Source organism: Streptomyces aurantiacus JA 4570, assembly GCF_000414115.1.
Lineage (GTDB): Bacteria > Actinomycetota > Actinomycetes > Streptomycetales > Streptomycetaceae > Streptomyces > Streptomyces aurantiacus_A.
Window position 1 is genome coordinate 1 of sequence record NZ_AOPZ01000021.1, and the last position, 22,183, is coordinate 22,183.

Sequence of the window (22,183 nt, forward strand, 5' to 3'; positions counted from 1 at the left end):
GCCCGGGGCGGCGACCGCGGCGGGCCCTGGGCCGGTTCCGGCCGTCGGCGCCGCCTGGCCGGTGGGGGCGCATCCTCGGGTGGTACGGGGCTGGGAGCCGCCGGCGACGGAGTACGGCGCGGGCCACCGGGGCGTGGACCTGGCCGCGCCGCCGGGCTCCACGGTCAGGGCGGTGGCCCCGGGCCGGGTGTCCTTCGCGGGGCGGGTGGCGGGCCGCGGGGTGATCTCGGTGGAGCTGTCGCGCACGGGGGACCCTCCCCTGCGCACGACCTACGAGCCGGTGCGGGCCACGGTCAGGAAGGGCACCGAGGTGACCACGGGCGAGCCCCTCGGCACAGTCGAACCCACAGCCCGCTTCCACTGCCCAACGGCGTGCGTGCACTGGGGCCTACTGCGGGAGGACACCTACCTGAACCCGTTGGCCTTGCTTCCCCCATGGCTCTTGGGCCGGGCCCCGTCCCGCCTGCTACCGATGACCGGCGCCGACTGACGCCCCCTGCCCGGCTGCCGCTACCACTCCCGCTGCCGCTGCACCACTGCCGCTCCTGCTGCCACTGTGGGCAATCGTGCCGCAGGGCGGCACGGGTGGGCACAGCCCCGGTTCCGGGCACCCTGAACGCCAACGCCGACCAAAGGCCCCCGCCCAAGGCCCACGGCCTACCCCCGCACGCCCCGCAGAGCCATGGCCACGGCAGCCTCCGTAATGGCCTCAGGATCCTCGGCGACGCCGAGTTCGATCCGCCGCACCGCGGCATCCACGATCCCCTGAAGCAGCATCGCGGCCAGCCTCGGCTCCTGATGCCCGAGCGCCCCGAGCGCCTCCACGATCATGGCCACAAGCCCCCCGTGCGCGGCCCGGATCTTCTCCCGCGCCCCCGCGTCCAGCTCACTCGCCGAGATCGCCACCACGGCCCGGTGCCGCCGGTCCCCGACCAGCGCGAGCTGCCGCCGCACATACGCCTCGACCTGCGCCTCCGGCGCGTCCGCCGCCTCCATCGCCGCCGAGACCTCCGCCGCCCAGACGGGGAAGTCCACCTCGCAGAGCTCTTCCACGACGGCCGCGCGCGAGCGGAAGTACTCGTAGACGGACGAGCGCGCGAGTCCCGTGCGCTCGGCGAGCGCCGGGAACGTCAGCGCCTCCGTACCGCCTTCGGACAGCAGGGATCGCGCTGCGTCCAGCAGGGCGCCGCGCTGCATCGACCGGTGCTCGGCCACAGAGGCCGCTCGAATCCTTGGCACGCGTCCACTTTACGGACGCGGCGCCCGCCAGGGGAGCCCGCCAGGCAGGCATTCCTCCTGGCAGCGACGGCTCCGGGGCGCCGGGCGAGGCCGCGGACAGGGACGATTCACCGCACGCACCGGCACCCTCACCGGCCGAAACTGGCCAGCTTCGCCCGCAGCTGCAGCACCGACTTCGTGTGGATCTGGCTCACCCGGCTCTCCGTCACCCCGAGCACATTGCCGATCTCGGCGAGCGTGAGCCCTTCGTAGTAGTACAGCGTGACGACCGTCTTCTCCCGCTCGGGCAGCGTGTTGATCGCCCGCGCGAGAAGGCGCCGCAGCTCACGGTCCTCGGCGACCTCGACGGGATTGTCGGCGGCGGTGTCCTCGAGGGTGTCCATCAGGCTCAGCCGGTCGCCCTCGCCGCCGACGTGCAGCAACTCCTCCAGGGCGACGACGTTCGCCAGGGACAACTGGCTGAAGACCGCGTGCAGTTCCTCCACCGGGATGCCCATCTCGGCGGCGACCTCGCCCTCCGACGGGGTGCGCCGCAGCCGCGCCTCCAGCGTGGCGTACGCCCGCTCCACGTTGCGGGCCTTCTGCCGCACGGACCGCGGAATCCAGTCGAGCGCCCGCAGCTCGTCGATCATCGCGCCCCGGATCCGCGTGATCGCGTACGTCTCGAACTTGATCGACCGCTCGATGTCGAACTTCTCGATCGCGTCGATGAGCCCGAAGACCCCCGACGACACGAAGTCCGCCTGCTCGACGTTGGGCGGCAGACCGACGCTCACGCGGCCCGCGACATACTTCACGAGCGGCGAGTAGTGCAGGATCAACTGCTCGCGCAGCCGCCCGTCACCCGTCGTCTTGTACGACCGCCACAGCTCGTCCAGCGACGTGGGAGCGGGTGGCCGCTCCCGCTCGCCGCTTCGGGCGGCTGGGGGAACTGCCGCCCGGTCGGACCCTGAGGTGTGCTGGGGCATGCGTCGCCTTGAGCCGTTCTGCCGTGAACTGGGGAAAGGTGCCGGACCCGGTGCGCTGGTGGGTTTGCGTGAAGTGAAGTGAGGGGGGTCGTCCGTCTGGCTGCCTGTCCACCGATGGCCTGTCCGCACCGGATTCGTTGTGAGCGTAGCGTGACTGAAGTGTCGCAGAGTGCGAAGAGTATGGGATCGCGCGTACGCAGATACGTTCCGCTTGACGCCCCACAGGATCACTTTCGTCGCGCTCCGTGACCGATGAGCCGCGCCAACTGCACGAATTCCCAAGGTCGTCGAGGTTCATCCGTCCGGCGCAACACTCACCGTCACGCCTCACCTCCGCCCGGAAAGAGGGAGAGAATCGCCTGGCGTGTCAACTGCCAGCCGTCGCCGTGTCGTTCGACGAACCCGAGCGAGCGAAGTTCGTACAGCCGGGCGACGGCGTCGTCCGCGCTGGTGCCCGCCCCCAGTGCGATGTCCCGCGCCCCGGTGCTCCCATGCGCCGGCAGCGCGGCCAGCACGCGGGCGGCGCCGGGGTGCAACAGGTCGCGCGGCACGACCGGGCCGCGCCGCCGGGGCGCCAGCTCCCCCATGTCCCCGACCAGCTCCACGACTTCGGCGGCGTCGCCGACCAGCACCCCGTCCCCGCGCAGCAGTTCGTGCACCCCCGCCGACAAGCCGCTGGTGACGGGCCCGGGCACCCCCATCGTGTGCCTCCCCAGGTCCTGTGCGCAGCGCGCCGTGACCAGGGCACCGCTGCGGTAGGCGGCCTCCACGACGACGGTGCCCCGGGTGAGCGCGGCGATCACGCGGTTCCGCAGGATGAATCTGCTCGGCGTCGGATGGTCGCCCGGAGGCAACTCCCCCACCACGAGCCCCTGTTCGGCGATCCGCCCGATCAACTGCGCGTGCCCCCGGGGATAGGGCCGGTCGACCCCGCACGCGAGCACCGCCACCGTGGCTCCGCCGGCACCGAGGGCACCCCGGTGCGCGGCGCCGTCCACCCCGTAGGCACCGCCGGAGACCACCACCCACCCGCGCTCGGCCAGCCCCGCGCCGAGGCTCGCCGCCATGTGCGCCCCGTACTCCGTGCAGGCCCGCGCCCCCACGACCGCCACCGACCGCAGCGCCCAGATCCGCAGGGACGGCCGCCCCCGCACCCACAGCCCGACGGGCCGCGCGTCCCCCAGGTCGTCGAGCTGCACCGGCCACTCCCCGTCCCCGGGGGCCACGAACCGTGCCCCGACCGCCCCGGCCACCTCCAGATCCCGCGCCGCCCGTACCCGCCCGGCCCGGGCCCGCAACCCCTCCCATCGCTTCGCCGTGACCCCCGGCAGCCGCTCCTCCCCGTCGTCCGGCCCACGTCCCTCGACCAGCCGCCGCAGCACCTCGACGGCGCCCCACTCCCGCAGCCACCGCCCACCCACGGCGTCCCCGGGCTCCAGCACCCGTGTCAGCGCGACGCGGGCGAGGCGTTCCTCGTCGGGCGGCGGGCCCGGGGCCGGGTCCCGCTCCCCGCTCATGCCCTCGCCCCCACCACCATGGGCACCCCGCGCGGCACCCCCGTGCGCAGTTGCAGCGCCAGCGCCACATCGCCCGCGTCCGGGCGGTCGTGGCCCGTGAGGTCGGCGACCGTCCACGCCACCCGCAGCACCCGGTCGAGGCCGCGGGCTGTGAGGAGGCCGTTCTCCAGGCCGCGTTCCGCCTCTGTCATGGAGCCGGGGACGGCGTGCCATCGGGTGCGCAGCTCATGGCCGGGCACCTCGCTGTTGGTGCGCCAGGGTGTGCCCGCGAGGCGGGTGGCGGCGCGCTCCCGGGCGGCGCGCACGCGGTCGGCCACGACCTGGGTGGTTTCGCCGCGCGCCCCCTGCGCCGTCAGTTCGGAGCGGGTGACGGGCTCCACCTCGACCCGGAGGTCCACTCGATCGAGGAGCGGGCCGGAGAGCCTGGCCTGGTAACGCCGGATGCTGTTCGGTGAGCAGTCACAGCTGTGGCCCGTGACGCTGAAGCGGCCGCACGGGCAGGGGTTCGCCGCGAGAAGCATCAGGAACTGTGAGGGCAGTCGCACCACGCCGGCGCTGCGGGCGATCACGACGTACCCCGACTCCAGCGGCTGGCGCAGCGCGTCCAGGGCGTGGCTGCTGAACTCCGGCGCTTCATCGAGAAAGAGCACCCCACGGTGAGCGAGGGAGACCGCCCCGGGGCGGGCGATCCCCTTGCCGCCGCCCACCAGCGACTGCATGGTCGCCGAGTGGTGGGGCGCGCAGAACGGCGGGATGTCCACCAGCGGCTTGCCGGGCGGCAGCATGCCCGCGACCGAGTGGACGGCCGTCACCTCCAGGGACTCCGCCCTGGACAGCCGGGGCATGATGGCCGGCATCCGCTCGGCGAGCATGGTCTTGCCCGCGCCCGGCGGCCCTTGCAGGAACACGTGGTGACCGCCGGCGGCCGCCACCTCCATCGCCGTGCGCGCCGAGACCTGGCCGACCACGTCCGCGAGATCGTGCCGCTGGTCGTGCTCCGAGGTCCCGACGCCGCTCACGCCGGTGCCGAGCCCCGCACCGGGCAGGTTGAGGCCCGCCATCAGCGGGTCCGGCCGGCCCGCCTCGGCGGGGTCCTCCTCCGGGACCGGTTCGTCGGTCAGGACGGCGATGAGCTGCCGGAGGCTGCGGACGCCGAGGACGGACACCCCGGGCACCAGTGCGGCCTCCGCGGCCGTGCACTCGGGCACGACCACCTGCTCATAGCCGGCGTCCGCCGCCGCGAGGACGGCGGGCAGCACACCGCGCACCGGGCGCACCCGGCCGTCGAGCCCCAGTTCGCCGATCATCACGATGTCGGCGAGGACGCGGGGATCGATCCGCTCCGCGGCGCCGAGGACCGCGCACGCCACGGCCAGGTCGAAGCCGCTGCCGCCCTTCGGCACGGACGCGGGGCTCAGGCCGACCGTGAGCTTCTTCTGCGGCCATTCGCCACCGGAGTTGACCACGGCCGCCCTGACCCGGTCCCGGCTCTCCGTGAGGCTCTTGTCGGGCAGCCCGACCAGTGTGAACGCGGCGACGCCCGGTTCCAGGTCGGCCTGCACCTCGACCACGACGCCTTCGACCCCGACCAGGGCGACCGAGCACGTACGCGCGAATGCCATCAGGCCACCCCCCGCGCGTGCTCGACCACGGGCGCGCCGCGCTCGGGCACGACGACACCCACGAGGTCGATGCGGACGCCGCCCGGCGGTGCCCCTCCGTGTTCCTGGAGCCAGCGCTCGGCGAGGCCGCGCAATCGCTCCGCCTTGACCGGCGTGATCGCCGCCATCGGATGCTGGAAGGACGCGTCCCTGCGGGTTTTGACCTCGCAGACGACCAGGGCGTCGCCGTCACGGGCGACGATGTCGATCTCGCCCGTCCTGCCGCCGCGCCAATTGCGGTCCAGGACCGTCATCCCGGCTTCGGCCAGCCGCCGTGCGGCCAGTTCCTCGCCGTACTTGCCGAGTGCACCCCGTGCGTTCATGTCGGCACCACCTCCGACACCCACGGTCACGCGGCGGGCCCGCACTATTGGATCTTGGTGCGTTACCGGCAGGTTGTGGAAAACCTCGTCCCCCGAACGTGGTCCCTCAGCCGCCCGGCAGCTCCAGATCGCTCTTGTTGAGCTCCTCGATGTTCACGTCCTTGAACGTGAGCACCCGTACCTGCTTGACGAAGCGGGCCGGCCGGTACATGTCCCACACCCAGGCGTCCGCCATCGACACCTCGAAGAACACCTCACCCTGGACCGAGTGCACCTGCATCTCGTAGTCATTTGTGAGGTAGAAGCGCCGCTCGGTCTCGATCACGTATTTGAACAGACCGACGACGTCGCGGTACTCCCGGTAGAGCTTCAGCTCCATCTCGGTCTCGTACTTCTCGAGGTCCTCGGCGCTCATGGCATGTTCCCCTTCAGCCGTGCGTCCCCCTATTGTGCGCCAGCCCCGGGAGCCCCTACACGATTTCCGTGTCGAGGGTCTGGGGCGTGCTCGGGGGACCCTCGTCGAGCAGCGTGCGCAGCAACTCGGCGAGTCTGGTCGGATACACCGTCTCATGTGCCCGGGCGAGTTCCCGGCACGTCCACCAGCGTGCTCCGGCGACACTGCGCCGCTCCAGCTCGGTCAGGCCCGTCGCGCGCGTCGCCGTCTGCGCGGTCCGGGCCAGGTAGTACCACTCGTCCTGGTCCCAGCGCTCCCCCGCGAAGGGGAAGGAGCACACCCGCCGCCACAGGACGGGACCGAGTTCGACGTCTGTGATTCCGGTCTCCTCGGCCAGCTCCCGCAGCGCGGCCTGCTCACGTGTCTCGTCGCCCTCCAGGCCACCGCCCGGAGTGAACCACCAGTCGTCCGCCGGGTCGCCCGGCTCGTGCCCGTGCAGCAGCAGGATGCGGTCACGCCCGTCCAGGAGCACGACCCGCGCCACCTTCCGCAGCGGCCGCCCCGACATCGCACTGGCCGCGTCGGCCCCCGTCGCGTCCTCCACCGGCACCGAAGGCGCGTCCCCGGACGGCACCACCGCCCGCCCGTCCTCAGCCGACACCGGCAGCCTCCGTCGTCCCGCTGGACCTGCCGCCGCCCGCGTTCCCCGTCTGCCCGGCGCGCCGCCGTGCCCGCTTGGCGATCGGCCCGTACGCGGCTCCGCCGAGGATCAGTACCGCGCCTGCCACCACCGCGGCGAGCTGCAACCGCAGCGGGCCCGGGTCGGACGTGCCGCCGGGCAGGTCGTCGAAGGCGGTGGTGCGGTCGAGCATGCCGTCCAGCGGCCAGGCCACGGCGTCCACGCGGCCCTTCACGGCGCTGCGCGGCACCGTGCCGCCGTCGGCGTCCTGCAGATGCACGCTGGAGTCCATCGAGCCGCTGCGCTCGTCACCGAGCAGGAACAGCCGCCCCTCGGGCACGGCCGTCTCCTTTATCCCGGTCGCCGAGGCCCCTCCGCCCTTGGGGAGATACGGTTCGTCGATCTGCTTGCCGTTGACGGTCAGCTTGCCCCCGGTGCAGCAGGCGACCTTGTCGCCGCCGACGCCGACGACGCGCTTGACCATCGGCAGGTCGCCCCAGGTCTGCTGCCGGAACACGATGACATCGCCGCGGCGCACGTCGTCCCCGTCGATGCGCTGGGCGAGGACCCGGTCACCCGCCCCGATGGTGGGGGTCATGGAGCCCGTGGGGACGGTGTACGGCTGGTAGACGAGGGCGCCCCAGACGAAGCCGCCGAGGAAGAGGACACAGCCGAGGGCCACGGCGACCCCCGACAGCGTGCTGCCGAGCCGTCCGTGGCCCTCGTCCGTACGACGCGTCGTGCTCATCCCAGTGCTCCCCCGGTTCGGAGACGACCCCGCGGCCCCTCGTACCGAGTATGCGAGCGGCGTACGACAGTGACGCGCTCCGTCCGGGACGGGGGCCGTGGAAGATCGGTGATCTGGGACGGCAGACTACCCGGCGGTACCTCCGCCAGAAACCCTGGTGCCGGGCCCGGAATCCAGGCGCCCGGCGGCCCGCCGGCGGCGCCACAGCACGATCGGCACGGCGCCCGCGAGGCCGAGGGCGGCCGGGGCCGCGCTCATCGCCTGGCTGATGCCCGGCTGGTCGAAGGTGTCCGGGACCGGGAGCGTTCCCCAGCGGGTGGGGGGCCAGGCGATCACGAAGGCGCGGCCCACGACGTTGTCGACGGGGACGGCGCCGCCGCCCGGCTGGTTCTGGTGGTAGCGGGAGTCCAGGGAGTTCTGCCGGTGGTCACCCATGACCCAGATTTTGCCCTTGGGAACCGTGATCTTGAACTGGCCGCCCTGGTCGTCGACCGTGCAGGGGGTGTTGCCCTCGAAGACGTAGTTCTTCTCGTTCAGCGCCTTGCCGTTGACCTTCACGGGGCCGGTGCCCTTGCACTCCACCGTGTCTCCGCCGACGGCGATGACGCGCTTGATGAGGTCCTTCTCGTCGGCGGAGGGCATCAGGCCGATCCAGCCGAGGACCTTCTGCACCGCGTTCGGGTCGGGGGTGGGCTCGCCGTCCAGCCAGTGGCCGGGGTCCTTGAAGACCACGACTTCGCCGCGCTCGGGCTCCGAGCCGAACCACGGCGTCAGCTTGTCGACAAGCACCCGGTCGCCCTGCTGCAGCGTGTTCTGCATGGAGTCCGACGGGATGGAGAACGCCTGGACCAGGAAGGTCTTGATGACCAGGGCGAGGATCAGCGCGATGCCGATGAGGAGCGGCAGCTCCTTCCAGAAGGACTTGGGCTTCTTGTCCTTCGCCGACTTCGGAGGCTTGGGGGGCTCATCGCCCTGGGGTCCCGGGACTCTGGTCTCCTCGGGGGCCGCGGTGTCAGGGCCGGTGCTCATCCCGTCCGCCGCGGGTGCGGGTGCCGGATCTGCCGAGTGCCCAGGCTGCTCCTCGGGCCCCTCGTGTCCGGATCGTGCGCCGACCGCCACATCCCCCACATCCACTCCTCAGTCCGTACCACTGCCTGCCCCGTGCGCGATGCAGGCCCACCACTCCCATAACGAGCGGGAGTTCCGCAGGGGTCGGGAGGCCGGTAATTCCGTTGCGATCGCCGGGGGCCACCCTATGCGACGCTCCTGTGGCACTGTCCGACCCTGCGGGCGCGTCGGGCACGGAGGCGTACGTATCGGGCTCTTCCAGTTTGCGCCAGTGGCCGATTGGCCAGGCGATGACGAGCGCGCGGCCCACCACCTCGTCCTCAGAGACGGTGCCGCTGAACTTCTCGTTCCGGTGGAACCGGGAGTCGGCGGAATCCGACCGGTGGTCGCCCATGACGAAAAGGCGTCCCTTGGGGACCTTCACCTCGAAGTCGAAGAGGGAGGGCTTGTCCCCGGGGTGGAGGTAGGGCTCGTTCAGAGGTACGTCGTTGACAGTGACCTTGTCGTTCTTGTCACAGCACTTCACGGTGTCGCCGCCGACGCCCACGACGCGCTTGATCAGGTCGCGCTCGTCGTCGGAAGGGAGCAGTCCGATGAAGGTGAGGCCCTGCTTGATCTGCTTGATGACGACGGGGTCGTCCTTCTTCTTGCCGCGCTCCTCCTCGAGCCAGTTCCCGGGGTCCTTGAAGACGACGACGTCCCCGCGCTCGGGCTTGTTGCCGAACCACGGGGTGAGCTTGTCGACCAGGACGCGGTCGCCGACTCGGATCGTCTGCTCCATGGAGCCCGACGGGATCACGAATGCCTGGACCAGGAAGGTCTTCAGGACGAGGGCTATCAGCAGGGCGACGACTATGAGGAGCGGTATTTCCTTGATCGCGGAGCGGCGCCTGCGGCGCTTCACCTTCTTCGCGAGCTTGCGGCGCTCGGCCCGGCCGGGCAGCACGGGGCCGGTGGTGGGTCGTGTTCCGGTGGGCAGCCGGGTGTCGGCCGCGTGTGTGGCCTTCGCGCGGCCGCGGTTACCCATGTGCCCCGCCCGGGGCCGGCACGCGCGCGTAGGCGTCTGGACGCTTCAGGGAGGTCCAGCGGCCGAGCGGCCAGGCGATCCAGTCGGCTCTGCCGATGACCGCGTCGACGGGGATCATGCCGCCGCCGGGGGACCCCAGGTGGTCGCGGGAGTCGCTGGAGTCGCTGCGGTGGTCGCCGAGCAGGAAGAGGGTGCCGTCGGGTACGACGACGTCGAAGCGCACCGTCGAGGGGGCGTCACCGGGGAACAGGTACGGCTCGTCGACGGGCTCGCCGTTCACCTTGATCCTCCCCCGCTTGTCGCAGCAGACCACCCGGTCACCGCCCACGCCCGCGACCCGCTTGACGTAGTCGGAGTCTCCGAAGTAGCCGCTGCCGTCGAAGACGACCGCGTCACCGCGCTGTGGGCCGGAACCGAAACGGTACGCCAACTTGTTGACGAGTACGCGGTCTCCGGGCCGGAACGCGGGCTCCATGGAGCCGCTCGGGATGGCGTACGGCTGCACTACGAAGGTGCTGACCAGGAGCAGGACGCCCATGCACAGGAGTGCGGTCAGGGTGAGGCGGCCGCCGGGGACCCAGGCGACGACGGACGCGAAAACGGAGCGCGACCGCTCCTCCGTCTCCTCCGATTCCGGTGTGTCCGCGGTCGCGGGTCCGGATTCGGGGGAAGGGGAGGAGCGGTCGCGCTCCGTGTGCTGTGCTTCGGTGTCCATCGGGGCCAGATGCTATCCGGCCCCGCCGTGGACCCGCGCGGGAGCTCGGCCCGAGGGCCGGGCGCGAGCTCAGTTCTCGCGCTTCTCCTTGATCTTCGCGGCCTTGCCGCGCAGGTCGCGCAGGTAGTACAGCTTGGCGCGACGGACGTCACCCTTGGTGACGAGCTCGATCTTCTCGACGATCGGCGTGTGCACCGGGAAGGTGCGCTCGACGCCGACGGAGAACGAGACCTTGCGGACCGTGAAGGTCTCGCGGACACCGGCGCCCTGGCGGCGGATGACTACGCCCTTGAACTGCTGCACACGGGAGCGGTTGCCCTCGATGACGCGGACGTGGACGTTGACGGTGTCACCCGGGCGGAAGGCCGGGATGTCGCTGCGCAGCGACGCGGAGTCGACGGAGTCGAGCAGGTGAGACATGATCGTCTGCTTTCTTCGCTGATGCCACAGGTCATCAGCGGAAATTCGTGATGAGTTTTCGGGTGCCTTCTTGAAGAAGACAGGCTTCGGGAGCCGGTCGCTTCGGCAAGAAGGTCGCTGATCTCGTCGGGCGGGCGTCGTTCCCCCTGTGGCAGGGGCGCAAGCTGGACGTACAGCAGCGGTCTATTCTTCCACGGCCTCGGGGTCTCGCCCAAATCGGCCGTCGGGCCCCGGCCGCCACCCCAGGATCGAGAGCATCTCGCGGTCCTTCTTGTCGAAGGCCGCGGGGTCGCAACGCTCAATGAGATCGGGCCTGTTGCGGGTGGTGCGGCGCAGCGCCTCGTCCCGCCGCCAGCGCGCGATCTTGCCGTGGTGCCCGCTGAGCAGGACGTCCGGGATGCCGCGTCCGCGCCACTCCGGGGGCTTGGTGTAGACGGGGCCCTCCAGGAGGTTGGCCATGGCTCCGGGCGCGAAGGAGTCGTCGCGGTGGGACTCGGCGTTGCCCAGGACACCGGGCAGCAGCCTGGCCACGGCCTCCGTGACGACCAGCACGGCGGCCTCGCCGCCCGCGAGGACGTAGTCGCCGATGGAGACCTCGTAGACGGGCATCCGGGCCGCGTACTCGTCGACGACGCGGCGGTCGATGCCCTCGTAGCGTGCGGGCGTGAAGACCAGCCAGGGGCGCTCGGAGAGCTCGACGGCGAGTTCCTGGGTGAAGGGGCGCCCGCTGGGCGTGGGGACGACGAGGACGGGCCCCTGCGCCCCCGCCTCGTATCCCTCGGCGAGCAGGTCGTCGAGGGCGGCACCCCAGGGCTCGGTCTTCATGACCATGCCCGGGCCGCCGCCGTAGGGGGTGTCGTCGACCGTGTTGTGCCGGTCGTACGTCCACTCCCTGAGGTCGTGCACGTTGACGTCGAGCTGCCCACGCGCGCGTGCCTTGCCCACGAGGGAGACGTTCAGGGGTTCCAGGTATTCGGGGAAGATCGTGACGACGTCGAGCCGCATTACGCCTGGTCCTCCGGCGCCGTCTCGCCGGCCGCACCGGCCGCGGCCGCCTCGGTGTCCCGCGCGGACGCGATCTCCGCGCGGTCGTCGATCAGCCCGGGCGGCGGGTCGATGACGGCCCGCTGCTCCTCCAGGTCGATCTCGGTGACGATCTCCTCGACGAACGGGATCATCACCTCGCTGCCGTCGGGGCGCTCCACGATGAACAGGTCCTGGGAGGGCAGGTGCGAGATCTCGGTGATCCGGCCGATCTCGGTGCCGTCCTCGGTGACCACGTCGAGGTCCATCAGCTGGTGGTCGTAGAACTCGTCGGGGTCCTCCGGGACCTCCTGCGGGTCGACCTCGGCGATCAGGAGCGTGTTGCGCAGCGCCTCGGCGCCCGTGCGGTCGCGTACGCCCGCGAAGCGCAGCAGCAGCCGGCCGCTGTGCACGCGGCCCGTCTCGATGGTCAGCGGCCCCACGCCCGCGGGGTCGGTGGCGAGCACGGCGCCGGGACCGAGCCGCAGCTCCGGCTCGTCGGTGCGCACCTCGACGGTGACTTCGCCCTTGATGCCGTGGGCGCGGCCGATCCGCGCGACTACGAGCTGCACTGTGCTTTCTCTCCCTGTTGATACGACAGCGGGCCGGGGACGGCTCTGGAGCCCTCCCCGGCCCGAGCCGGTGCTGCGTGTGGTTCAGCGAACCTGGTCGACGTCGACGAGGTCGACGCGGACACCGCGGCCGCCGATGGCACCCACGACCGTGCGCAGTGCGCGTGCGGTGCGGCCGTTGCGGCCGATCACCTTGCCGAGGTCGTCCGGGTGGACCCGGACTTCAAGGACGCGCCCGCGGCGCAGGTTGCGCGAGGCGACCTGCACGTCGTCGGGATTGTCGACGATGCCCTTCACGAGGTGCTCGAGAGCCTCCTCGAGCATGCTCAGGCCTCGGTCGACTCGGCCGCGGACTCGGCCGGGGCCTCGTCCTTCTTCTCGGCCTTCTTCTTCTGCGTGATGGCCTCGCCCTTGGGCTCGCCCTCGGCGTCCTTGGCCACGGCCTCGAAGAGGGCGCGGTGGTCCGCCTTCGGCTCCGGCTGCAGCAGCGGCGCCGGGGCCGGCAGGCCCTTGTGCTTCTGCCAGTCACCGGTGAGCTTCAGGATCGCCATGACCGGCTCGGTCGGCTGGGCGCCGACGGACAGCCAGTACTGGGCACGCTCCGAGTTGACCTCGATGCGCGAGGGGTTCTGCACCGGGTGGTACAGACCGATCTCCTCGATGGCCCGGCCGTCACGGCGGGTACGGGAGTCGGCGACGACGATGCGGTAGTGAGGCGAACGGATCTTGCCCAGACGCTTCAGCTTGATCTTGACTGCCACGGAAGTGGTGTCTCCTGGTCTTGACGTGGTTGGGCACAGCGGGATGCCGCGTGGGGTTGCGGTACTCGAGGTGCCCGATGGACGCGTCAGCCGGAGGAGAGAGGGGTCCTGTGCGACTGTCGAGTACAGCTAGCCATTGTGCCACACCCTGGCGTGGGCGCCCTCAGCCGACCGTGCCCCCCACCGGCCCGGGCCCGCCCCTCATCGCGCTGGCGCGCTCACCCCAAGCGCCGGACGGGCTGGAATTAGCCCGTCCGGCGCTTGAGGACGAGGCCGAAGGCCGATTCGGAAGGCAAGAGACAGAGACCACCCCCTGCGCAGGGGGTCACCCCGCGCCCACGCCGACCACTTCCGGGATCCGGAAGGGCTTGCCGCAGCCGCCGCACATGATGGGCGCCTGGGCGAGCACCGACGGCACGACGCGGACGTTGCGCCCGCAGTCGCAGACCGCCTTCACGCGCACACCGCCGCCGGAGGAGCCGTGCCGGGCGGCCGGGCCGCGGAAGGTGCGTGAGGTGTCCGCCGTGGTGGCGGCCGTGTGCGCCTTCAGGGCGCGCTGCAGCCGCTCGATGGTCGGGCGATAGCGCTTCTTCGCCTCGGGGTTGAGCGTGACCAGGGAGAAGCCGCTGCTCGGATGCGGCTCTTCCGGGTGGTCCAGGCCCAGCTCCTCGGCGATCGCGAGGAATCTGCGGTTGTGATAGCGGCCCGCGCGTGAGGTGTCGCGTACGCCGCGTGCTGCGGCGATGCCGTGGACTGCTTCGTGAAGCAGTCGCTCGAAGGAGAGCTCGGCGCCGCAGGCGGACGACGACTCTCCGATCAGGGATTCGGGCGCGGCTAGGTCCGGCAGCTCGGAGTGGTGCCGCTGAATATCGGCCCACGCCTGTGCCAGCTCTGCGGCGAGAACAGGTGGTGTCGTGCTCACGTCGTGACAACGAGCCGAGGTGCCTCCGGGTTCCATTCCGGGGCATCTCAAATAATTTGCACTTACCCGTCAGTTGCCGTTGATGCGTCCGGACGAGGGCGGGTGCGCTGATCTGCGGAGAAGCCTCGCACCTCGCATCAAGCCGGTACGTAGTGACGCGTACGCGCGGGCGCGTAGGTCAACTCCGTGTGCCGGGGCCCCTGTTGCGGAGGACAGCGGTGGTCGCCTCGTGAAGGCGGGCCAGCCGGAATTCCGGGCTCAGTAGGAGCGTGCCACTACGGCGACGTTACCGGGTGCCTCATCGGCGTCCGGCACCGCCCCGTCCTCCGCGACCAGACACCGTACGGTCACGCCGTGCTCGGCCAGTCTCGCCTCGCCCGCGGGGCCGAGCGCGGCCCACGGGAGGCGGGCCCAGCCGCCCGCGACGGCCGCTTCGACGGCCTCGTCCGCGCTGGTCACGTCGCTCGTGCGGGATTCACGGCGGTCACGGGCCTGGGTGAGGAGCAGTTCCTGGTCCTCTTCGAGGATTGCGGGCAGCAGCGCGGGGAGGGCATCGAGGGCGACGGGCTGCTTGCCGCCGGCGATGCGGCGTACGAGCATCGCGGTGCCGTTCTCCAGGTCGCGCGGGCCGATCTCGACGCGCACGGGGACGCCCTTGAGCTCCCAGTCGACGGCGCGGCGCCCGAAGGGGGTCTCGGTGCGGTCGTCGACCTGGACGCGCACGCCGGCCGCCGTCAGCCGCTCGCCGACCTCGCGCACCTCGGCGAGCACGGCGCCGTCGTCCTTGACGGCGAGGACGACGGCCTGGACGGGCGCGAGACGCGGCGGCACGCGCATGCCGTCGTCGTCGCCGTGCATCATCACCAGGGCGCCGATCATGCGGGTCGTGGAGCCCCAGGAGGTCTGCCAGACCAGCTCCTGGGTGCCGTCCTTGGACAAGTACCGCGTGTGGAACGCCCGGGCGAAGTTCTGCCCGAGCTCATGGCTGGTGCCGAGCTGGAGGGCCTTGCCGTCGCCCATCATGCCTTCGAGCGTGAGGGTGTTGACGGCGCCCGCGAAGCGCTCGCTCGCGGTCTTGCGGCCGAGCACGAAGTCCATGGCCAGGAAGTCCCGCATGAAGTCTCCGTAGACGTGCCGGTGGATGCGGGCGGCGAAGTCGCGGGCCTCTTCGTACGTCGCGTGCGCGGTGTGGCCCTCCTGCCACAGGAACTCCGACGTACGCAGGAACAGCCGCGGCCGCAGCTCCCAACGGACCACGTTGGCCCACTGGTTGATCAGCAGGGGCAGATCGCGGTAGCTCTGCACCCACTTGGAGAAGTACTCGTTGACGATGGTCTCCGAAGTGGGCCGGACCACGACCGGCTCCTCCAGCTCCTTGCCGCCGCCGTGGGTGACGACGGCCAGCTCGGGAGCGAAGCCCTCGACGTGCTCCGCCTCGCGCGTGAGGTACGACTGCGGGATGAGCAGCGGGAAGTACGCGTTCTGGGCCCCCGTCTCCTTGATGCGCGCGTCCATGTCCCGCTGCATGCGCTCCCACAGGCCGTAGCCGTACGGCCGGATCACCATGGTGCCGCGCACCGGGCCGTTGTCGGCCAGCTCCGCCTTGGCGATCAGGTCCTGGTACCAGCGGGGGAAGTCGTCCGCGCGGGGCGTGAGTACGGGTGCCTTTGCCATGGTGCGCATGGTAGGTCCGAGCCGCCTGAAGGGCCGGATTTTTACGGTCTCAGGGGGCGCACGACGGTGGCACGCAAGCATTGCCCCACAACCCCTGGACGCCACGACGGATGCGGAGTTCCCTGGCATACGGGGGAAGCGTGAAGGCACGTCGTGGGGGCGGACGAACCCGTAGGAATCAGCACGACAACTCTCGGCGGATTGGGGCGCTTTCGATGACACCTACGCTCGTGCACTCACACCTCCCGCGCGCGGTGCTCCCCCACGTGTGGACCCCCACGTGTGGACCGGTGCGCACGCGCGCGTGACTGGGCGGAGATCCAGGAGAGGATGCTGGTCCCGCTCTACGAGGCGGTCTACGAACGACTTGAGGTGGGCCGCGGCACGCGCCTGCTCGACCTGGGCTGCGGGTCCGGGCTCGCCCTGCTGATGGCGGCCTCGCGCGGGGCCTCGGTGACCGGCGTCGAGTCGTCGGCGCCCGAACGCCTGGCGCTCGCTCGCGCACGCCTCGCGCCGGAGGCGCCCGCCGTGGCGCAGGGGCACCCCGGCACCAGACTGGTGGAGGGTCCGCCCGAGGACGCCGCCGCCCCGGAGACGCCCCCGTACACCCTGGTGACCGCTTTCCAGCCGATCGGCTGTGTGGCGGGCGACTCCGAGGGCCTGTCGGCACTCCTGGAGACGGCGTCGCCGCTCGCCGAGCGGGGCGCGCCGGTGGTCCTGGTCGGCTGGGGCCCGCCGGAGCGCTGCACGACGTCGTCGGTGCTCCGGGTGGCGACGAAGCTCGCCGATCCGCTGCGCAGCTCGCGCAGTTGGCGTGCCGCGTGCCGGGACGACCTGGAAGAGGTCGCCCACCGAGCGGGCCTCAAACCGGACGGCTCGGGCCGGGTGGCGTGCCCCTTCGGATACGCGGACATCGACAGCGCCGTCCGCGGCCTGCTGTCCACGGGCCTGTTCGACGCGGCGGTCGGCGCGACGGACCAGGTACAGGTCGACAAGGAACTGACCGAAGCCCTGCACCCGCACCAACGCCACGACGGCACGGTGTGGATGCCGAACGTATTCCGCTACTTGATCGCGCGCACTCCGTAGAAGTGCGTGTACGCCTTAGAAGTGCGTGTACTCCGTAGAAGCACACGTACTCCGTAGAAGGCCGACAGACCTCAGGCTTCTTCAGGCTTCCTTGCTCAGCCGAGGGATCCCCGCCACCCGGTAGGCGTCGGCCTCCTCCAGGGTTTCGTTGGCCAGGAGGGCGGTGGCCAGGGCGTCCAGCCGGGGGCGGTGGTCGCGCAGTTGGCGGCAGGCGCTTTCGTAGCACTCGTCGACGATGCGCCGCATCTCGTGGTCGATGGTGTCGAGGGTCCCTGGCGCGGCCGCGAGGCCGTATGCCTGCTGGGCATCGTTCGGCAGGGCCGAGAGGCGGCCGACGCGTTCGCTCATGCCCCAGCGGGCGACCATGCCGCGCGCGATGTTGGTGACCTGCTCCAGGTCGTTCTCGGCGCCCGTCGTGATGACTCCGTAGACGACGTGTTCGGCCGCCATGCCGCCGAGGGCGCCGATGATGCGGCCGCGCAGATACTCCTCCGTGTACGCGTACCTGTCGGCGTCCGGAGTGGACAGGGTGACGCCGAGGGCGCGTCCGCGCGGGACGATGGTGATCTTGCGTACGGGGTCGGCGCCGGGCTGCAACATGCCGAGCAGGGCGTGGCCGCTCTCGTGGTAGGCCGTGCGGCGGCGCTCCTCGTCGGGCATCACCAGCGGCCGCTCGGCGCCGAGCTGCACCTTCTCCAGGGCTTCGGAGAGGTCGGACTGGGTCACCACCCGCTGCTTGCGCTTCACGGCGAGCAGGGCGGCCTCGTTGGCCAGGTTGGCGAGGTCGGCGCCGGTCATGCCCGGGGTCGTGCGGGCGACCTGGGCCAGGTCGACGCCGTCGGCGAGCGGGATGGTCCGGGTGTGGATCTTGAGGATGGCCTCGCGCCCGCCGCGGTCGGGCGGTGACACGGTCACCACCCGGTCGAAGCGGCCGGGCCGGGTCAGGGCGGGGTCGAGGATGTCGGCGCGGTTGGTGGCGGCGATCACGATGACACCCTCGGAGCCCGAGAAACCATCCATCTCGGTGAGGATCTGGTTGAGCGTCTGCTCACGCTCGTCGTGCCCGCCCATCCCGCTGCCGCCGCCGCGGGCCCGCCCGATGGTGTCGATCTCGTCGATGAAGATGATGGACGGCGCGACCTTCCGCGCCTCGGCGAAGAGCTCACGCACCCGCGACGCCCCCACCCCCACGATCATCTCGATGAACTCCGACGCGGACGCCGAGAAGAAGGGCACCCCGGCCTCACCGGCGACGGCCCGCGCGAGCAGGGTCTTTCCCGTTCCGGGCGGCCCGGCGAGCAGCACGCCGCCCGGCATCCGCGCCCCCATCTCCCGGTAGGCGTCGGGATTCTTCAGGAAGTCCACGACGTCGTTCAGCTCACCCTCGACCTCGTCGATACCGGCGACGTCCTCGAAGGTCGTCCGCTTCTTGCCCGGCTCCAACTCGACGGGCTTCGGCGGCTGTTTGCGCCCGAGCATGCCGCCCGCACCGCCCATCCCCGACGCCATGCGCCGGGCGATGAAGATCCACAGCACCACCAGCAGGAGCATCGGAGCGAGCGAGATCAGCAGATTGGAGAGGAAACTGCGCTGCTGCACCACCGGCTCGGCGGTGACCGTGACGCCGTTCTTCGTCAGGTCGCCCCAGAGCTTGTCATCGGCGAACGCGGGCCGCTGCGTCTTGAATTTGGTGTATTTGTCACCCTCGTCCGGATCCTTCTGCTCCTTCTTGAGCTGACCCTGAATCGCGTCGCCCTTGGAGTAGATCTTCGAGACGTTTCCGGCGTCGACCTGCTTGCTGAATTCGGTGTACGAGATGGTCGGCTCGTCGCCGTCGTTGAAGAAGGAGAGGACGAGGTTGGCGATGAGGTAGACGACCAGCGCCGTGAGGATCAGCCCGCCCCAGCCACCCGGCAGCTTCCGCTTCGGCGGCGGCGTGGGCGCGGGCTCCGGAGCACCCTCGGAGCGCCACGGCTGCTCGGGCTTCTGACGCGGTGGCACGGGGTTGCTCATATGCGGACGCTACGACACAAAAAGCCCACTGGCACCCGCTGTGCAGGCACCCGTCGTGAAGGACACCGCGAAAGCCCGAAGGCCCCGTACACACGCCTGGGGCGCCCCACCGATCGGTGGGGCGCCCCAGGCGACGTACGAGACGGGCGGTGCGCTCAGCCCGTGAACCCGCGGCCTGCCGCACTCAGCCCATGAACTTCTTGAACTCGTCCGGCAGCTCGAAGTCCTTGCCGTCCTGGCCGGGCGGGAGCCCGAACGCGCCCCCCGCCGCGGCGCCCTCGACCGCGGCGCGCCGCGCGGCGGCCTCCTCTTCCTGCTGCTTGCGCTTCATCGGGTTGCCGGAGCGCTGCTTGCCCTTGGCCTGCTTCTGCTTCTTCTTCGTCCGGCCCGGGCCGCCGCCCATGCCCGGCATCCCGGGCATACCCGGCATGCCGCCGCCCTGGGCCATGCGGGACATCATCTTCCGCGCCTCGAAGAACCGCTCGACCAGGTTCTTCACGGCGCTGACCTCGACACCGGAACCCTTGGCGATACGCGCTCGCCGAGAGCCGTTGATGAGCGTCGGCTCCTGCCGCTCCGCGGGAGTCATCGACTTGATGATCGCGGCGGTCCGGTCGACGTCCCGCTCGTCCAGGTTGTTGATCTGGTCCTTGATCTGGCCCATGCCGGGCAGCATCCCGAGCAGCTTGCTGATGCTGCCCATCTTCCTGACCTGCTCCATCTGGGCCAGGAAGTCGTCGAGCGTGAAGTCCTTGCCGCCCTTGCTGCCCGCCAGCTTGGAGGCCATCTTCTCGGCCTCCTGCTGCGAGAAGGTCTGCTCGGCCTTCTCGATCAGCGTGAGCATGTCGCCCATGCCGAGGATGCGGGACGCCATCCGGTCCGGGTGGAACGCGTCGAAGTCGTCCAGCTTCTCGCCGTTGGAGGCGAACATGATCTGGCGGCCGGTGACGTGCGCGATCGACAGCGCGGCGCCACCGCGGGCGTCGCCGTCGAGCTTCGACAGGACGACACCGTCGAAGCCCACGCCGTCGCGGAACGCCTCCGCCGTGTTCACGGCGTCCTGACCGATCATCGCGTCGACGACGAAGAGGACCTCGTCCGGGCTGACGGCGTCGCGGATGTCCGCGGCCTGCTGCATCAGCTCCTGGTCGATGCCGAGGCGGCCGGCGGTGTCGACGATGACGACGTCGTACTGCTTGGTGCGGGCGAACTCGATCGAGTCCTGGGCGACCTGCACCGGGTCGCCGACGCCGTTGCCCGGCTGCGGGGCGTAGATCCCGACGCCCGCGCGCTCGGCGACGACCGAGAGCTGGTTCACGGCGTTGGGCCGCTGAAGGTCACAGGCAACGAGCAGCGGCGAGTGGCCCTGGGCCTTCAGCCAGTGGCCGAGCTTGCCGGCGAGGGTGGTCTTACCGGCACCCTGCAGACCGGCCAGCATGATGACCGTCGGCGGCTGCTTGGCGAAGCGCAGGCGTCGCGTCTCGCCGCCGAGGATGCCGATGAGCTCCTCATTGACGATCTTGATGACCTGCTGGGCGGGGTTGAGGGCCGCGGAGACCTCGGCACCGGTCGCCCGCTCCTTGACCTGCTTGATGAACGCGCGCACCACGGGGAGGGCGACGTCCGCTTCAAGGAGGGCGATACGGATCTCGCGCGCCGTGGCGTCGATGTCCGCCTCGGAAAGGCGCCCCTTGCCGCGGAGGTTCTTGAATGTCGCTGCGAGGCGATCGGAAAGAGTGTCGAACACGGCGGTCGCGAATCCTCGGGATCGGGGGCGGGCGGTCGGGTCGCCCTCCAGGGTATCTGCCTCTCGCCGGCATGGGTGCCTCCGTCCCCACCCGGCCTCGGCCGGCCTCCGCACCCGTACGCCACGGCACTGTCACCCCCGCAGCGCCGCCTCCACCCCCCGGGCCACCCCGGCCGCCCGCTCCCCGGTCAGCGGGGCCCCGTCCTCCCCCGTCACATAGAACGCGTCCACGGCGTTCGACCCCAGAGTGGAGACGTGCGCGCTGCGCACCCGCACCCCCGCCGCCTCCAACGCCCGCCCGATGCGATGCAGCAGTCCCGGAGCGTCCTGGGCCCGCACCTCGATCACCGTGGCCCGCCGTGACCCCTCGGAGGCCACGGTCACCCGGGGCGGCGGCGCCACCGTGCCCCGCCGCCGCGGGTAGGCGGCGTCCCGTTCGGCGAGCCGCGCGGCGATGTCCAGGGACCCGTCGAGCGCCCGCACCAGATCGGCCCGCAACCGCGCGGCCTGCGGCAGCGACCCGTACTCGGCGGCGACCCGCCACTGCAGCATCAGCACGGAGCCCGACATCCCCTCGGGCAGCTCCAGCGCCCGCAGCTCCGCGGTCCGCACGGCCAGCCGGTGCAGCGCGAGCACCCCGGCGACGGCGGGCAGCACCCCGCCCTGCTCGGGCAGGGCGACGAGCAGCTCCACGCCGAGCGGCTCGGGCTGCTCGCCCGCACCAGCCGCACCCGCACCCGAGCCCGCGTCCGCGTGCGCATCCGCGCCGGACCCCGAACCGCCGCCCTCCCCCGAGGCGCTCCCGCCCGCCTCCGCCCGCAACCCCAGTACCGGCGCCCCCGTCCGCACCGCCTCCACCGCGAGCCGCTCCTGCTCCGCCGAAGCGGGCGCGTCCCGCTCCGCCAAGGCGCCCGCGCCGGAGCCCGCGTCCCCGGCCAGCTCGGCCGCGACCCGCTTCACCAGGTCGGCGACCAGTGACCCGCGCCACGACGACCACGCCGCGGGCCCGGTGGCCAGCGCGTCCGCCTCCGTGAGGGCGTGCAGCAGCTCCAGCGTGCCGGTCGAGCCGACGGCCTCGGCGACGGACTTCACAGTGACGGGGTCGTCGAGGTCACGCCGGGTCGCGGTCTCAATCAGCAGCAGATGGTGGCGTACGAGACAGGCGAGGACCGCGACGTCGGCGCGGTCGAATCCGATCCGCGCCGCCACGTCCCGGGCGATGATCTCGCCGGCGACGGAGTGGTCGCCGGGCCACCCCTTGCCGATGTCGTGCAGCAGGGCGGCGACGAGCAGCAGGTCCGGCCGGCCGACGCGCCGGGTCAGCTCGGCGGCCCGCACGGCGGTCTCGACGAGGTGCCGGTCGACGGTCCAGGTGTGCACGGCGTTGCGCTGGGGCCTGCACCGCACCCGCTCCCAGTCGGGCAGCAGCCGCGTGATCAGGCCCTCGGCCTCCAGGGCCTCCCAGACCTGCACGGTGGGCCGCCCGGCACCGAGCAGCGTGACCAGTTGCTCGCGCGCCTCGGCGGGCCAGGGGGTGGGCAGCGGCCGGGTGGCGGCCGCCATCCGGCGCACGGCGTGCAGGGACAGCGGGAGACCGGCCTGCGCGGCGGCAGCGGCGGCCCG

General features: G+C 71.5%; 23 protein-coding genes. 2 read left to right on the forward strand and 21 right to left on the reverse strand.

Annotated features, from left to right (window positions below; translation table 11 throughout):
- Window positions 1–490 (forward strand): M23 family metallopeptidase (locus tag STRAU_RS03185; RefSeq protein ID WP_037657276.1); only part of this gene is annotated, 490 nt, incomplete at its 5' end.
- 167 nt (window positions 491–657) lie between these two features.
- On the opposite strand, the gene STRAU_RS03190 is transcribed toward STRAU_RS03185, so the two are convergent.
- The 18 genes from STRAU_RS03190 to proS form a co-directional block, all read right to left on the reverse strand.
- Window positions 658–1,215: a TetR/AcrR family transcriptional regulator gene (locus STRAU_RS03190; RefSeq protein WP_016638789.1), complete on the reverse strand. Its 558-nt coding sequence runs from the start codon at window positions 1,213–1,215 to the stop codon at window positions 658–660.
- 152 nt (window positions 1,216–1,367) lie between these two features.
- Window positions 1,368–2,207, reverse strand: a complete 840-nt coding sequence (gene whiG / locus STRAU_RS03195; protein WP_016638790.1) for an RNA polymerase sigma factor WhiG — start codon at window positions 2,205–2,207, stop codon at window positions 1,368–1,370.
- A gap of 320 nt (window positions 2,208–2,527) precedes the next feature.
- Window positions 2,528–3,724, reverse strand: a complete 1,197-nt coding sequence (gene dprA / locus STRAU_RS03200) for a DNA-processing protein DprA (RefSeq protein WP_016638791.1) — start codon at window positions 3,722–3,724, stop codon at window positions 2,528–2,530.
- Entirely contained in the window at window positions 3,721–5,346 is a 1,626-nt protein-coding gene (locus STRAU_RS03205) for a YifB family Mg chelatase-like AAA ATPase (protein ID WP_016638792.1), read from the reverse strand. The genes dprA and STRAU_RS03205 overlap by 4 nt, the downstream gene beginning before the upstream one ends.
- The gene (locus tag STRAU_RS03210) at window positions 5,346–5,738 is read right to left on the reverse strand and encodes a YraN family protein (RefSeq protein WP_016638793.1); all 393 of its coding nucleotides are present in this window, start codon (window positions 5,736–5,738) and stop codon (window positions 5,346–5,348) included. The genes STRAU_RS03205 and STRAU_RS03210 overlap by 1 nt, the downstream gene beginning before the upstream one ends.
- Before the next feature lie 76 nt (window positions 5,739–5,814).
- Window positions 5,815–6,123: a DUF2469 domain-containing protein gene (locus STRAU_RS03215; protein ID WP_003965949.1), complete on the reverse strand. Its 309-nt coding sequence runs from the start codon at window positions 6,121–6,123 to the stop codon at window positions 5,815–5,817.
- Window positions 6,124–6,178: 55 nt separating this feature from the next.
- Window positions 6,179–6,670, reverse strand: coding sequence for an NUDIX hydrolase (locus STRAU_RS03220; RefSeq protein ID WP_037657283.1), 492 nt, complete (start codon window positions 6,668–6,670; stop codon window positions 6,179–6,181).
- Between the two features lie 82 nt (window positions 6,671–6,752).
- Entirely contained in the window at window positions 6,753–7,529 is a 777-nt protein-coding gene (gene lepB, locus STRAU_RS03225; RefSeq protein WP_016638795.1) for a signal peptidase I, read from the reverse strand.
- 126 nt (window positions 7,530–7,655) lie between these two features.
- Window positions 7,656–8,657, reverse strand: coding sequence for a signal peptidase I (gene lepB / locus STRAU_RS03230; RefSeq protein ID WP_158692003.1), 1,002 nt, complete (start codon window positions 8,655–8,657; stop codon window positions 7,656–7,658).
- Window positions 8,542–9,624, reverse strand: coding sequence for a signal peptidase I (gene lepB / locus STRAU_RS03235; RefSeq protein ID WP_016638797.1), 1,083 nt, complete (start codon window positions 9,622–9,624; stop codon window positions 8,542–8,544). Before lepB (STRAU_RS03235) ends, lepB (STRAU_RS03230) begins: the two co-directional genes overlap by 116 nt.
- Complete coding sequence (gene lepB, locus STRAU_RS03240; protein ID WP_016638798.1) at window positions 9,617–10,339, reverse strand: signal peptidase I; 723 nt, start codon at window positions 10,337–10,339, stop codon at window positions 9,617–9,619. The genes lepB (STRAU_RS03235) and lepB (STRAU_RS03240) overlap by 8 nt, the downstream gene beginning before the upstream one ends.
- 69 nt (window positions 10,340–10,408) lie before the next feature.
- Entirely contained in the window at window positions 10,409–10,759 is a 351-nt protein-coding gene (gene rplS, locus STRAU_RS03245) for a 50S ribosomal protein L19 (RefSeq protein ID WP_016638799.1), read from the reverse strand.
- A gap of 183 nt (window positions 10,760–10,942) precedes the next feature.
- Window positions 10,943–11,764 carry a tRNA (guanosine(37)-N1)-methyltransferase TrmD gene (gene trmD, locus STRAU_RS03250; RefSeq protein WP_016638801.1) on the reverse strand — a complete coding sequence of 274 codons (822 nt, stop codon included), beginning with the start codon at window positions 11,762–11,764 and terminating at the stop codon, window positions 10,943–10,945.
- Complete coding sequence (gene rimM, locus STRAU_RS03255; RefSeq protein WP_016638800.1) at window positions 11,764–12,354, reverse strand: ribosome maturation factor RimM; 591 nt, start codon at window positions 12,352–12,354, stop codon at window positions 11,764–11,766. Before rimM ends, trmD begins: the two co-directional genes overlap by 1 nt.
- Before the next feature lie 84 nt (window positions 12,355–12,438).
- Entirely contained in the window at window positions 12,439–12,678 is a 240-nt protein-coding gene (locus STRAU_RS03260) for an RNA-binding protein (RefSeq protein ID WP_014176063.1), read from the reverse strand.
- 2 nt (window positions 12,679–12,680) lie between these two features.
- Window positions 12,681–13,115 carry a 30S ribosomal protein S16 gene (gene rpsP / locus STRAU_RS03265; RefSeq protein WP_016638802.1) on the reverse strand — a complete coding sequence of 145 codons (435 nt, stop codon included), beginning with the start codon at window positions 13,113–13,115 and terminating at the stop codon, window positions 12,681–12,683.
- A gap of 325 nt (window positions 13,116–13,440) precedes the next feature.
- Complete coding sequence (locus tag STRAU_RS03270; protein WP_016638803.1) at window positions 13,441–14,037, reverse strand: hypothetical protein; 597 nt, start codon at window positions 14,035–14,037, stop codon at window positions 13,441–13,443.
- 258 nt (window positions 14,038–14,295) lie between these two features.
- Entirely contained in the window at window positions 14,296–15,711 is a 1,416-nt protein-coding gene (proS, locus tag STRAU_RS03275) for a proline--tRNA ligase (protein ID WP_037657287.1), read from the reverse strand.
- 330 nt (window positions 15,712–16,041) lie between these two features.
- Between proS and STRAU_RS03280 the strand changes: the two genes are divergently transcribed.
- Window positions 16,042–16,800, forward strand: a complete 759-nt coding sequence (locus STRAU_RS03280) for a class I SAM-dependent methyltransferase (RefSeq protein WP_016638805.1) — start codon at window positions 16,042–16,044, stop codon at window positions 16,798–16,800.
- Between the two features lie 81 nt (window positions 16,801–16,881).
- On the opposite strand, the gene ftsH is transcribed toward STRAU_RS03280, so the two are convergent.
- From ftsH to STRAU_RS03295, 3 genes are all read right to left on the reverse strand, one after another.
- Window positions 16,882–18,813: an ATP-dependent zinc metalloprotease FtsH gene (gene ftsH, locus STRAU_RS03285; protein WP_016638806.1), complete on the reverse strand. Its 1,932-nt coding sequence runs from the start codon at window positions 18,811–18,813 to the stop codon at window positions 16,882–16,884.
- Between the two features lie 184 nt (window positions 18,814–18,997).
- Window positions 18,998–20,560 carry a signal recognition particle protein gene (ffh, locus tag STRAU_RS03290; RefSeq protein WP_016638807.1) on the reverse strand — a complete coding sequence of 521 codons (1,563 nt, stop codon included), beginning with the start codon at window positions 20,558–20,560 and terminating at the stop codon, window positions 18,998–19,000.
- 132 nt (window positions 20,561–20,692) lie between these two features.
- A partial coding sequence (locus tag STRAU_RS03295) for an HD domain-containing protein (RefSeq protein WP_037657281.1) occupies window positions 20,693–22,183 on the reverse strand: 1,491 nt, incomplete at its 5' end.